We start from the raw sequence: 12,551 nt of genomic DNA, 5'->3' as shown, positions 1-12,551 counted from the left end.
ACCCAGCCACCCGGCGCAAGCAAGCCTCGGGGTTGCCGCACCCGGACCGCCCGACCATATAAGCCACAACGCAATGGCGACAGGATAGCGACATGGACAGCGATCAATTCCCCGGCTGGCACGGCACCACGATCATAGGCGTGCGCAAAGGTGGCAAGGTTGTGATCGCGGGCGACGGGCAGGTCAGCCTGGGCCAGACCGTGATCAAGGGCACCGCCCGCAAGGTCCGCCGCCTGCAGGTCAAGGGTGCGGATGTCGTCGCAGGCTTTGCCGGATCGACCGCCGATGCCTTTGCCCTGCTCGAACGGCTGGAGAAAAAGCTCGAGGCGACACCGGGTCAGCTGCAACGCGCAAGCGTCGAACTGGCCAAGGACTGGCGCACCGACAAATACCTGCAAAAGCTGGAAGCCATGCTGATCGTCAGCGACGGTACAGATCTGTTTGTCATCACGGGTGCGGGCGACGTGCTGGAACCCGAACACGATGTCACCGCCATCGGATCGGGCGGCAACTATGCGCTGGCCGCAGGACGCGCCTTGATGGACAGCGATCTGGACGCCGAGGCGATTGCCCGCAAATCGATGGCGATTGCGTCCGACATCTGCGTCTACACCAACGGCAACCTGACCGTGGAAACCGTCGGCGGCTAGCGCATGAGGTATCCGTGATCCGGTTTTTCGGAACTGGATGGAATGCTCGGGGATTGTCCTGCTGAAACGGATTAAGAAAGGACAATCCATGAAACTGAATGTCAGTGATACCGGCGGCACGGGCCGCCCCGTCGTTCTGATCCATGGCTGGCCGCTGTCGGGCAAAGCCTGGGAACATCAGGTCGGCGCACTCAAGGACGCAGGCTACCGCGTCGTCACTTATGACCGTCGTGGGTTCGGTCAGTCCGAGAAGCCGGGCACAGGGTTCGACTACGACACCTTGGCCGCCGATCTGAACGGCATCATGGAAGATCTGGACCTACAGGACGCCACGCTGATCGGTTTTTCGATGGGCGGTGGCGAAGTCGCGCGGTTTATTCCGAACCATGGCGAAAGCCGGTTGCGCAGCGTGGTGTTTGCCTCTGCCGTACCGCCCTACTTGCTGCAGACCGACGACAACCCCGACGGTCCGCTGACGCAGAACGCAGCAGATGAATTCGAGAAAAACCTGACCGGGGATCGCGACGCGTTCTTTGACGGCTTCACCAGTGATTTCTTTACCGCCAACGGTGCGTTGAAGGTGTCCGAAGAAGAACGCCAAAAGGCGCTGACTCTGTGCAAACAATCCTCTCAGGATGCGGCACTCGGTTGCATGAAGGCATGGGCGACCACGGATTTCCGCGATGACTTGAAAAAGATCACGGTCCCCACGCTTGTCCTGCACGGCACCGACGATGGTATCGTGCCGATCGAGGGAGCAGGCCACCGCACGCACAAGGCGGTTGCGCAGAGTGAACTGCACGAGATCAAGGGTGCACCGCATGGCTGCAATGTCAGCCACGCCACAGAATGGAACCAGGCCGTTCTCGACTTCTTGGCAAAGTGACGCCCGATCCGGACCCCTTGCCAAAAGGGGTCCGGGTTGCCAGTTGAGTGGCACAAGAAGGAAAGTGACCACTATGACCGACCTCACACCGCGCGAAATCGTATCCGAACTGGACCGTTATATCATCGGCCAGAATGACGCCAAACGCGCCGTGGCCGTGGCCCTGCGCAACCGCTGGCGGCGCAAGCAGCTGGGCGACGATCTGCGCGACGAGGTCTACCCCAAGAATATTCTGATGATCGGGCCGACCGGCGTCGGGAAAACCGAAATCAGCCGCCGTCTGGCGAAACTGGCACGCGCGCCCTTTATCAAGGTCGAGGCCACCAAATTCACCGAGGTCGGATATGTCGGGCGCGATGTCGAACAGATCATCCGCGATCTGGTCGATACTGCCATCATCGACACCCGCGAACACATGCGCGAGGACGTCAAGGCATCCGCCCACAAGGCCGCCGAGGAACGCGTGATCGACGCCGTCGCAGGCGAAGGTGCGCGCGAAGGCACGCGCGAGATGTTTCGCAAGAAACTCAAGGACGGCCTGCTGGACGACACCATGATCGAGCTGGAGCTGAAGGATACGTCGAACCCGCTGGGCGGTATGGACATCCCCGGCCAGCCCGGCGGCATGGGCGGCATGATGAACCTGGGCGAGTTGTTCGGCAAAATGGGCGGCGGTCGCACGGTGAAAAAACGCCTCAGCGTTGCTGACAGTTATGACGCGCTGATCGCCGAAGAGGCGGACAAACTGCTGGACGATGAAATCGTCACCAAGGCCGCGATGGAGGCGGTCGAACAATCCGGGATCGTGTTTCTGGACGAAATCGACAAGGTCTGCGCCAAGTCTGATGCACGAGGTGCCGATGTGTCCCGCGAGGGCGTGCAGCGCGACCTGCTGCCCCTGATCGAAGGCACGACCGTCAGCACCAAGCACGGCCCGATCAAGACCGACCACATACTGTTCATTGCCTCAGGCGCATTCCACGTCGCCAAACCGTCCGATCTGCTGCCCGAATTGCAGGGCCGCCTGCCGATCCGCGTCGAACTGCGCGCCCTGACAGAGGATGATTTCGTCCGCATCCTGACCGAAACCGACAATGCGCTGACGCTGCAATATTCCGCCCTGATGAAGACAGAGGATGTGACCGTCACATTCACCACCGACGGCATCGCGGCATTGGCCAAGATCGCGGCAGAGGTGAACGAAAGCGTTGAAAACATCGGTGCGCGCAGGCTCTATACCGTGATCGAACGGGTGTTCGAGGATCTGTCCTTTACGGCACCCGACCGCGGCGGCGAGGAAATCGCGATCGACGAAGCCTTTGTCGAAAAGCACCTTGGCGAAATGGCACGCAGCACCGACCTGTCGCGCTACGTGCTTTAGGGCTTTTCTTTCTCATCTAGCGGCGCGACGAAGGGCACATGAATTTTGTATCCTTTGTTCGCACCAACTGGCTGTTCCTGCTGGCGGGTTTCATCCTGACGCTGACGTCGTCCTATGGGCAGACGTTCTTTATCTCGCTGTTTGCAGGCGGGATCATGGACGATTTCGGCCTGACGGACGGGCAGTGGGGCGGGCTATACACGCTGGGCACCACCGCGTCTGCGATCACGATGATCTGGGCCGGCACGCTGGTCGACCGGTTCAGGGTGCGTGTCATCGGCACGCTGGTCTTTGCAGGGCTGGCAGCCGCCTGTTTTTTCATGGCCGCCGTGCCAAATGCTGCGCTGCTGGTGCTGGCGATCTTTTTCCTGCGGTTGTTCGGGCAAGGCATGTCCAGCCATCTGGCCACCGTATCCATGGCACGCTGGTTCGTGGCCGGGCGTGGCAAGGCGCTGGCCGTGGCATCCATGGGCTATTCCGTCGGTCAGGCCGTGCTGCCGATTGTTTTCGTGGCCCTGTTGATCACGACAGACTGGCGGACACTGTGGGTGGTGGCAGGCATGATCGTCGTCGTCACAATCCCGCTGATGGGCCTGTTGCTGCGTCAGGAACGCACGCCACAATCACTGGCAAAGGATGAACAGGCCGCCGGCATGCACGGACGGCACTGGACGCGCGCCGATGTGTTGCGGCATCCGTTGTTCTGGTTGATGGTCCCTGCCCTGCTGGGACCACCCGCCTGGGGCACTGCGCTGTGGTTCCAGCAGGTCCACCTGACCGAGGTCAAAGGCTGGACACTGGCAGGTTTCGTCGCCCTTTTTCCCCTGTTCACGATCATCAGCATCGCATCGAATTTCGCAACCGGCTGGGCCATCGACCGGTTTGGATCAGGCCGGATCGTGCCGTTCTACATGCTGCCCTTTGCGCTGGCCTTTGGTATCATCGCGCTTGCACCGTCGATCCCGATTGCCGCGTTGGGCATGGCTGTGCTGGGGATTGGCCAAGGCCTGCAGTCCACCCTGCCCGGCGCGTTCTGGGCGGAATTCTACGGCACGCGCCACATCGGCGCGATCAAGGCGGCAGCCGCCGCCATCATGGTTTTCGGATCCGCCATCGGGCCGGGCGTCTCGGGGTATCTGATCGACTGGGGCGTCGATTTCCCCGCACAAATGATCGGCTATCTGGTGTTTTTTCTGATCGCGGCGGCCATGGCCACACTGGGCGTCACCCGCGCCCGCGCATCACTTGCGACGGCGTAGATACACGTAATACGCCCCGTCCCCACCGTGTTTCAGATGCGCGGGACGCACCTCCAGCACCGCAGGACCAATGGGCGGTAGTTGCAGCCACTGCGGCACCTGACGGCGCAGCACACCGCGCCCGCCGGCCCAGTCGTCGCTGGATTTCCCCTTGCCCGTAATCACCAGCACCAGCCGCTTGCCCGCAGCCTGCGCATTGAGGATGAATGCGATCAGTTCGGGATAGGCCTCGTCCCGATACATACCGTGCAGGTCCAGACGGCCTTCGGGCTTTAGCTTGCCCGACTTCATCCGCATGAAATTCTTGGCGTCCATCTGGATGGGCGCGCGTTGCAGGCGTTCGCGCAGTGGCGGCAGAATGTCGTGCGACCGTGCGATATCGGCTTTCATGCCGACGGTGAAATCAGGCAGATCGCGTTGTGGCACGACGCTGGACGGGCGTTTGGGTGGGGCCTTTGCCTCTGGGGCGGGTTTGGGTTTTTTCGGATTCAGCGGTTGCGCCTGCCTTGCGACATGATCCCAGATCGCGCGCTCTTCGGGTGACAGGTGGCGCGGGCGGCGCATCAGAAACTGACCCGTGGCTCGGTCTTGGACAGGGCGTAGTCGATGGGCATCAGGACGACCATGCGACCACCGTCCTTGATGGCACCAGCCGCAGCACCCGCTGCATCGCCGGTGCCGTAGAATATGTCGGCACGCTGCGCACCTTTGATCGCTGACCCAGTGTCCTGCGCGATCATCAGCCGATTGATCGGATCACGGCCCTGCTTTTCGATCCAGACAGGCGCGCCCAGTATCGTGATGCTGGGATCGACCGCGATGCTGCGTCCCGTGGTGATCGACCGGTTCATGGCACCAAGCGGGCCAAGATCAGCAGGCACCTCGTTCACCTCGCGGAAGAAAACGTATGAATCGTTCAACCACAGCAGGTTGCGGCCCTCGACAGGGTTATCGCGCACCCACTGGCGGATCGTCGGGGCAGATACCTGATCCAGCGTGAATTCCCCACGTTCAACCAAGGCCATCCCGACCGAGGTATAATCGCGCCCGTTCTTGCCAGCGTATCCCACGCGGATGACGCCACCATCAGGCAGACGGATGCGGCCTGACCCCTGCACCTGTAGGAAAAACAGATCGACCGGATCGGCTAGCCACGCGATTTCCAACCCCTGACCCGCGAAGGGCAGGTCCTCTTCGATCTCGCGGCGTGAATAGATGCCTTCCAATCCATCACCGGGCAGCGCGTAAATCGGATAGCGATAGGTATCGGACGGTTGCAGCGCACCGCGTATTTCCGGCTCGAAGTATCCGGTAAACAGCATCGGTGTACCGTCCTCTATCAGAACGGGCTTGAAAAACGTCTCAAAGAAATCGCGCGCGGCCGGACCGTCCTTTGCAAAGGCACACAGCCGCTGCCAGTCGGTCCGGTCGATATCGCCGCAGGTGTTCGTGAAAACGTCCAATGCGGCGGCGTGGTCATCGTCGTCCCAGCCGTTCAGGTCACCGAAGTCGAGGATCGTGTAAGTCGGTTCTGCCATAACCGTCCCCGTCCAGGCCAGGAACGCCGACAGCGCCCACGCCGGTTTCGCCATCATTCCGTTGCGACAAGGCGCCAGTTGGGATCGCCACTGTCCATCACGCGCGCAAAGGTCCAGACGTCCTTTTGCTTTTTGATCGCGTTGGGATCACCATCGACGATGTCGCCGCCATGATCGCGCACGACATAGGCCAGTTCACCGCCAAAGCGGATCGTCAGCTCGGCTTCCTTGGTGGACTGATCGAACGTCGCGTCGCGCAGCTTCAACTCGCTGATGCCCACGAATGTGGCATCGACGGTCAGCCCCTTGTCGGCGCGATCATGGATCACCGAGGTAAAGGCTGCTTCGATGTCTTCGGAAATGAAGGGTTTCACCTCATCCAGATCGCCGCGTTCGAATGCCATCAGGATCATTTCATAGGCCTGACGCGCACCGCTCAGAAACTCGCCTACGTTGAACGACGGGTCGATGCGTTTCATCTCGGCCAGGGCCAGGGCCGTGGACGTGCCTTCATCGGCGTGGTCGATGATATCGCGGTCAGGGCCGCCCTCGATCACCTCAAAGTCACGTTTGGCCGGTGCGGGCTTGTCCAGTGGGACGGGCGGTTTTTCAAACCCTTCGCGGGTGCCAAGCACACCGCGCAGACGCAACACGAGGAAAATCGCGATGCCTGCAAGGACGAGTAGCTGGATAATGGGTCCGTTCATATTGGTCCTCTTGCCGCCGGATGGCTGGTAACTTTTGGGTCTGAACTTATGTAGGTGTCAGTTGCGGCCAAGTCCACCTATGGCCGCCCCCTGTGACCAAAGGACCGAAAATGTACCTTTTGCTGGCGTTCATTGCCGTCCCGCTGATCGAAATCGCCCTATTCATCCAGGTTGGTGGTGCCATCGGACTGTGGCCCACACTGTTGATCGTCCTGTTGACAGCAATCTTGGGCAGCTGGCTGGTCAGATCGCAGGGTGCGCGTGAATTGAACCGGTTGCAATCGTCGTTTTCGCAACTGTCAGACCCGTCGGAACCCCTGGCGAATGGTGCGATGATCCTGTTTGCGGGGGCATTGCTGCTGACACCGGGGTTTTTCACCGACGCCGTCGGCTTTTCCTTGCTGATCCCGTCCGTCCGGCACCGCGTTTTTCTGGCGATCAAGGCGCGTGTGAACGTGCAGCGGTTCCAGATGGGCACACCGCCCCATCAATCGCCCCGCCCCGACGACACGGTGATCGACGGCGAGTACAGCACCCTCGACGAGGACAAGAAACCAACGCACCGTCCTTCCGGCTGGACGCAGCATTGAGCCTGCGGCATCGCCCTGCTATGCCTCACGCCAACCTAATTTGACGGAGACACTCCATGGCCGATACGCCTGAAACGACACCCGCCGCCGACGCCCCCCAACAACCGCCGCAGGTCAGCAACCGCATCGTCACGCAATACGTGCGCGACCTGTCGTTCGAAAACATCCTTGCGCAAAAGGGAATCAAGGGCGACGCGACGCCGGAAATTCAGGTTCAGGTCAACGTCGACGCCCGCAAGCGCGGGAATGACAACCAGTTCGAAGTCATCACCAAGCTGAACATCACGTCCAAGACCAAGGATGCCGGTGAGCCGCTGTTCATCCTCGAGTTGGAATATGCCGGCGTGTTCCAGATTTCCGGCGTGCCAGAGGACCAGATGCATCCGTTTCTGCTGATCGAATGCCCGCGCCTGACGTTCCCCTATATCCGCCACATCGTCGCCAATGCCACGCGCGAAGGTGGTTTTCAGGCGCTGAACCTCGAACAGATCGATTTCGTGGCGCTTTATCGCGCCCAATTGGCCGCCCGCATGGAAGCCCAGAAATCCCAGGCCGAAAAAGCGCCGATCAACTAAACCGTCAGGCCAGCTTTTTCCAAAGCGCGCCGTCGCCCAGACTGTCAACAAATGCAGTATGGGCGGCGGTTTCCGCATCCGTGATCCGCGACGGCAAGGGTGTTTCGCGTGGGTAGGCCCGCCATTCGCCTGGCTCAGAAGTCTGGGTTTTCTGGCTGCTTCTGCCTTGCAGCACCAGATCAGGTTGCCGGCCACCGATCAGCTCCAGATAGACCTCTGCCAGGATTTCAGAATCCAGCAACGCCCCGTGCAAGGTGCGTGACGAATTGTCGATCCCGAACCTGCGGCACAGCGCATCCAGTGACGCAGGCGATCCGGGGAACCGGCGACGCGCGATGTCGAGCGTATCAAGTGCCTGATCCATCGGCAGCAACGGGCGGTTCAACCAGCCCAGTTCGGCATTGAGGAATTTCATGTCAAACTTGGCGTTGTGGATCACCATTTTCGAGTCACCCACAAAATCGATGAAATCCTGTGCGATATCCTTGAAAACCGGCTTGTCGCGCAGAAAATCGTCGCCCAGACCGTGCACCTCGAACGCGGCCTGCGGCATCGTGCGCTGCGGGTTGATATACTGGTGATAGGTCCGGCCGGTCGGCATGTGATTGATCAGCTCGACTGCGCCGATTTCCACGATCCGGTCGCCCTCTGCAGGCTCGAATCCAGTGGTTTCAGTGTCTAGAACGATTTCACGCATGGTCAGCCCCGGTCAGATCCAGGATCAGGTTTTGCACAGCCTGGCGTGTGTCGTCCAGTGTGCGCGTCTCGATCACGAAATCAGCGCGTGAACGTTTTTCTGCGTCAGGCATCTGACGCGACAGGATCATGTCAAACTGCGCCTGCGTCACGCCGGGCCGCGCCAGTACACGTTCTGCCTGGATGTCAGGCGGGACTGTGACGACCAATGTGCCGTCCAGCCAGGCTTCGGCGCCACCTTCGAACAGTAGGGGTATGTCGAACACCAGCAACGGGTCCGTTTTCGCGGCGATGAACGCGGCCCGATCAGCCGCGACGAGGGGATGAACGATCCGTTCCACCCGGTCCAGCGCGGTTGCGTCGGACTGCATGATGGTCCGCAGGGCAGGGCGGGACACTGCACCATCCACAATCGCGTCGGGGAAAACCGCGCCGATCGGTGCGACAGCACCACCGCCCGCAGCATATAGCGCGTGCACGCTGGCATCTGCATCCCAGACCGGCACACCGGCGTCGCGAAACATCTGTGCGGTCGTGCTCTTGCCCATGCCGATCGACCCGGTCAGGCCAAGCAGATAGGTCATCCCAGAACGGCCGCGCGCAAGGCGTCGTCAACCTCTGGCCGTGTGCCGAACCATCGTTCGAAACCGGGCACGCCCTGATGCAACAGCATGCCCAACCCGTCGACCGTGACGCAGCCGCGCGCGGCTGCCTGTTCCAGCAGGGGCGTGCGCAGCGGTTTGTAAACGATGTCTGTCACGACCGTATCGGCGGACAGACCATCCAGAGAGAGCTTCAGGTCAGGCTGGCCTGTCATACCCAAGGAGGTGGTGTTGACGATCAGATGCGCCTCGGCCACGGCATCCTGGGCCTGCACCCAATCGACCACCTTGATCCGGGTGCCGAATTCGGCACGCAGCGCCTCGGCCTTGGGCCTTGTCCGGTTGGCGAGCAGGATCTGCGGCACACCAGCATCGGCCAGCGCCACGATAATCGCCCGCGCCGCACCGCCTGCGCCCAGAACCAGCGCGGGCCCGGATGCAGCCGACCAGTTCGGTGCACCCTGTTTCAAGTTGGCTATGAAACCGTAACCGTCAGTGTTGTCGGCATGAATCTTGCCATCAGCACGAAAGATCAGCGTATTCGCGGCCCCGACAAGGATCGCGCGGTCGCTCAGGTGATCCGCGATCTGCATGACCGACGTCTTGTGCGGGATGGTGACATTGGCCCCGACGAAACCCATTTGCGGCAACGCGCGGATCACGGTTTCCAAGGATCCTTCCGACACCTGCAGCGGGACGTAGTCACCGGCGATCCCGTAGCGGTTCAGCCAGTATTTATGCAGGCGCGGCGACGCGGAATGACCGATTGGAAAACCGATCACACCGGCAAGAGGAATGGCAGGATGTGTCATCCGGGCAGTGTCCCGCGCAGCGTCAGATAAGACAAGAGGTCGAGCAGCGGCAGACCGAGCACATCGAAATAATTCCCCTCGATGCGATGAAAGAGCCGCACCCCCTCTGCCTCGAGCTGGTAGGCACCCACGCAATGGCGAATGTCATCCCAATTGCGTTGCACATAATCGGCCAGATAGGCGTCGCTGGCATCGCGCATGTGCAGGCGAACCACGCCGACATGGCGCCATTGCGGCGCGTTGTCGTGATAAATCACGGCAGCTGACAGTAATTGATGCCGCTGCCCGCGCATTGATTTCAACTGTTCAAGCGCCTGTTCGGGTGTTTCGGGCTTTGCCAGCACGTCCTGTCCAAAGGCGAGAACCTGATCGCAACCGACTACCAGGGCGTCAGGATATCGGGACGACACCTTGGCGGCCTTCATCTCGGCCAGGGCATCGGCGATGTCACGCGGCGGCGCGCCCGTGTGCTGAAGCGACAGACGCATCGCATCCTCGTCCACACGGGGTTTTTCAACTGCAAAGGAAACACCCGCATTCCGCAGGAGCGTCGCGCGGATCGTGGAACCGCTGGCAAGGATCAAATCATCGGGCATGGGGATAACTGAAGGACATTTTTGGGTGAAACGTCAAGCTGAGGCAAACAGCCGAGGAGTGGCCGACGCAGCGCGGTGAACCCGGGACAACTGGGGGGATTCATTGCGGTCATCCTCATGTGGACGGGATAACTTTGGGCTGTGCACAATGTCCCTAAAAAGCGAGAGTCAAGTCTTGAGAAAGTGTAAACTGAACGAAGATCGTAATTTATGTTATTGTTTTAAAATGGGTTTCTGATCTTACGTTGAGTTTGACCTGTGATAAAACGGTCCCTGGTCTATGGATAAATATGTTGATGAAAAATCGATCCCCAGATTCTTGGCAACCTACATAAACATCATCTTTCTTTTCTTTCTTTATTATTGAAAGAGTAGGGCAGACTGGACGAGGATAACCAATGAACTGGCTCTTGCCTTACTACGACTGGATCAAAGCCCTGCACGTCATGGCCGTGATTGCCTGGATGGCAGGTCTATTCTATCTGCCAAGATTGTTTGTCTATCACGCTGAACGCGCAACGGTGGGGTCCGAACTGGACCAGACGTTCAAGGTCATGGAAGAAAAGCTGCTGCGCGTGATCATGAATCCAGCCATGATCACGGCATGGATTTGCGGGATCCTGATGATCGGCATGGGTGGCTTGGATTTCGGTGCCGTCTGGGGTTGGGCAAAACTGTTGGCCGTGATCGCCATGACAGTCGCACATATGTGGATGGCCGCCCGTCGCAAGGAATTTGCAGCCGGTACCAATACCCGGTCCGGCAAGACCTACCGGATCGCGAACGAGGCGCCGACAATCCTGATGATCGTAGCGGTGGTCGCAGTGATCGTTCGCCCGTTCTGATCTGCGTTGACTTTTCGGGGTGCTGCGCTTAACTGCCGCGCAGCGCGCCCGTCCGGGCATCCCGCTTTCCCAGTCTGATCTTTTTGAAACGCCAGTGCGCTGGCGTCTGGAACCTTGCACATGTCCGAACACCGTCTGAACCTCGCCGATCTCAAGGCACAAAGCCCCAAGGACCTGTTGTCCATGGCAGAAGAGCTTGAGATCGAGAACGCATCCACCATGCGCAAGGGCGACATGATGTTCGCCATTCTGCGCGAACGGGCTGACGAGGAGTGGCTGATCGGCGGCGACGGCGTGCTGGAGGTTTTGCAGGACGGTTTCGGGTTCCTGCGGTCGCCCGAGGCAAACTATCTGCCGGGTCCCGATGATATCTATGTCTCGCCCGAGATGATCCGTCAGTATTCGCTGCGCACCGGCGACACCGTCGAGGGCACGATGAAAGAGCCCAATGACAACGAGCGCTACTTCGCGCTGAAGACGGTCGAAAAGATCAACTTTGAAGATCCCGAAAAGACCAAGCACAAGGTTGCATTCGACAACCTGACGCCGCTGTATCCCGACGAGCGCCTGAAGATGGAAGTCGACAGCGAGCACGACAAGAAGGATCGGTCGGCGCGGATCATCGACCTGGTGTCACCCATCGGCAAAGGGCAACGATCGCTTATCGTGGCACCGCCGCGCACGGGTAAGACGGTGCTGTTGCAGAACATCGCCCATTCGATCGAACGCAATCATCCAGAGTGCTATCTGATCGTTCTGCTGATCGACGAACGCCCCGAGGAAGTTACCGACATGCAACGGTCCGTCAAAGGCGAGGTCGTATCTTCGACATTCGACGAACCTGCGACGCGCCACGTTGCCGTGTCTGAAATGGTGATCGAAAAGGCCAAGCGCCTGGTCGAGCACAAGCGCGACGTGGTCATTCTGCTGGATTCGATCACGCGCCTGGGCCGTGCATTCAACACGACCGTGCCATCGTCCGGCAAGGTGCTGACGGGTGGTGTGGACGCCAACGCATTGCAACGCCCCAAACGTTTCTTTGGTGCTGCCCGCAACATCGAAGAGGGTGGGTCGCTGACCATCATCGCAACCGCGCTGATCGATACCGGTAGCCGGATGGACGAAGTGATCTTTGAGGAATTCAAGGGCACGGGTAACTCGGAAATCGTGCTGGACCGCAAGGTTGCAGACAAGCGCGTATTCCCTGCGATGGATATCCTCAAATCCGGCACTCGCAAGGAAGAGCTGTTGGTCGAAAAGTCAGATCTGGCGAAAACCTATGTCTTGCGCCGCATCCTGAATCCGATGGGCACCACGGATGCCATTGAGTTCCTGATTGGCAAGTTGAAGCAGACAAAGACGAACTCGGACTTCTTTGATTCTATGAATACGTAGCCTTATCAAGGGGTTATAT

At 59.8% G+C, this 12,551-nt stretch carries 15 protein-coding genes; 8 read left to right on the top strand and 7 right to left on the bottom strand.

All coding sequences use genetic code 11. The annotated features are described in order from the left end of the window. Positions 1-92 precede the first annotated feature (92 nt). The 4 genes from hslV (at position 93) to BMX27_RS01315 (ending at position 4,176) form a co-directional block, all read left to right on the top strand. Positions 93-650 carry an ATP-dependent protease subunit HslV gene (gene hslV / locus BMX27_RS01330; RefSeq protein WP_090158123.1) on the top strand — a complete coding sequence of 186 codons (558 nt, stop codon included), beginning with the start codon at positions 93-95 and terminating at the stop codon, positions 648-650. A gap of 88 nt (positions 651-738) precedes the next feature. Continuing rightward, positions 739-1,536: an alpha/beta fold hydrolase gene (locus BMX27_RS01325; protein WP_090158122.1), complete on the top strand. Its 798-nt coding sequence runs from the start codon at positions 739-741 to the stop codon at positions 1,534-1,536. Positions 1,537-1,609: 73 nt separating this feature from the next. Then, a complete protein-coding gene (gene hslU / locus BMX27_RS01320; RefSeq protein ID WP_090158121.1) occupies positions 1,610-2,917 on the top strand; it encodes an ATP-dependent protease ATPase subunit HslU in 1,308 nt (435 codons plus the stop codon). Positions 2,918-2,955: 38 nt separating this feature from the next. Beyond that, complete coding sequence (locus tag BMX27_RS01315; protein ID WP_090158120.1) at positions 2,956-4,176, top strand: MFS transporter; 1,221 nt, start codon at positions 2,956-2,958, stop codon at positions 4,174-4,176. Here BMX27_RS01315 and BMX27_RS01310 read toward each other — a convergent pair. Genes BMX27_RS01310 through BMX27_RS01300 form a run of 3 tightly spaced genes read right to left on the bottom strand, consistent with a single transcriptional unit; the run spans position 4,159 to position 6,421 of the window. Then, positions 4,159-4,740 carry a Smr/MutS family protein gene (locus BMX27_RS01310; RefSeq protein WP_090158119.1) on the bottom strand — a complete coding sequence of 194 codons (582 nt, stop codon included), beginning with the start codon at positions 4,738-4,740 and terminating at the stop codon, positions 4,159-4,161. The two genes, BMX27_RS01315 and BMX27_RS01310, sit on opposite strands and share 18 nt — an antisense overlap. Beyond that, a complete protein-coding gene (locus BMX27_RS01305; protein WP_090158702.1) occupies positions 4,740-5,714 on the bottom strand; it encodes a murein transglycosylase A in 975 nt (324 codons plus the stop codon). The genes BMX27_RS01310 and BMX27_RS01305 overlap by 1 nt, the downstream gene beginning before the upstream one ends. A gap of 53 nt (positions 5,715-5,767) precedes the next feature. Continuing rightward, on the bottom strand, positions 5,768-6,421 hold the full coding sequence (locus tag BMX27_RS01300) for a Tim44/TimA family putative adaptor protein (protein WP_090158118.1): 654 nt from the start codon (positions 6,419-6,421) through the stop codon (positions 5,768-5,770). Between the two features lie 110 nt (positions 6,422-6,531). Here BMX27_RS01300 and BMX27_RS01295 point away from each other — a divergent pair, with 110 nt between their 5' ends. Beyond that, positions 6,532-7,011 carry an FxsA family protein gene (locus BMX27_RS01295; RefSeq protein ID WP_090158117.1) on the top strand — a complete coding sequence of 160 codons (480 nt, stop codon included), beginning with the start codon at positions 6,532-6,534 and terminating at the stop codon, positions 7,009-7,011. Positions 7,012-7,067: 56 nt separating this feature from the next. Further along, positions 7,068-7,586 (top strand): protein-export chaperone SecB, encoded by a 519-nt coding sequence (gene secB, locus BMX27_RS01290; protein WP_090158116.1) that lies wholly within the window; start codon positions 7,068-7,070, stop codon positions 7,584-7,586. 4 nt (positions 7,587-7,590) lie between these two features. Here the strand turns inward: secB and dnaQ are convergent, their stop codons facing one another. The 4 genes from dnaQ to BMX27_RS01270 are packed head-to-tail and all read right to left on the bottom strand — an operon-like array spanning position 7,591 to position 10,292. After that, positions 7,591-8,283: a DNA polymerase III subunit epsilon gene (dnaQ, locus tag BMX27_RS01285; RefSeq protein WP_090158115.1), complete on the bottom strand. Its 693-nt coding sequence runs from the start codon at positions 8,281-8,283 to the stop codon at positions 7,591-7,593. Beyond that, positions 8,276-8,866, bottom strand: a complete 591-nt coding sequence (gene coaE / locus BMX27_RS01280) for a dephospho-CoA kinase (protein ID WP_090158114.1) — start codon at positions 8,864-8,866, stop codon at positions 8,276-8,278. Before coaE ends, dnaQ begins: the two co-directional genes overlap by 8 nt. Further along, positions 8,863-9,696: a shikimate dehydrogenase gene (locus BMX27_RS01275; RefSeq protein ID WP_090158113.1), complete on the bottom strand. Its 834-nt coding sequence runs from the start codon at positions 9,694-9,696 to the stop codon at positions 8,863-8,865. Before BMX27_RS01275 ends, coaE begins: the two co-directional genes overlap by 4 nt. Beyond that, positions 9,693-10,292: a Maf family protein gene (locus BMX27_RS01270; RefSeq protein WP_090158112.1), complete on the bottom strand. Its 600-nt coding sequence runs from the start codon at positions 10,290-10,292 to the stop codon at positions 9,693-9,695. The genes BMX27_RS01275 and BMX27_RS01270 overlap by 4 nt, the downstream gene beginning before the upstream one ends. A 398-nt stretch (positions 10,293-10,690) precedes the next feature. Here BMX27_RS01270 and hemJ point away from each other — a divergent pair, with 398 nt between their 5' ends. Both hemJ and rho read left to right on the top strand, forming a co-directional pair. Then, complete coding sequence (hemJ, locus tag BMX27_RS01265) at positions 10,691-11,137, top strand: protoporphyrinogen oxidase HemJ (protein ID WP_090158111.1); 447 nt, start codon at positions 10,691-10,693, stop codon at positions 11,135-11,137. A gap of 120 nt (positions 11,138-11,257) precedes the next feature. Beyond that, positions 11,258-12,532 (top strand): transcription termination factor Rho, encoded by a 1,275-nt coding sequence (gene rho, locus BMX27_RS01260; protein ID WP_090158110.1) that lies wholly within the window; start codon positions 11,258-11,260, stop codon positions 12,530-12,532. Positions 12,533-12,551: the final 19 nt, after the last annotated feature.

Source organism: Loktanella sp. DSM 29012 (genome assembly GCF_900110705.1).
Taxonomy (GTDB): domain Bacteria; phylum Pseudomonadota; class Alphaproteobacteria; order Rhodobacterales; family Rhodobacteraceae; genus Loktanella; species Loktanella gaetbuli.
This window is presented reverse-complemented; position numbering and strand designations above follow the sequence as displayed.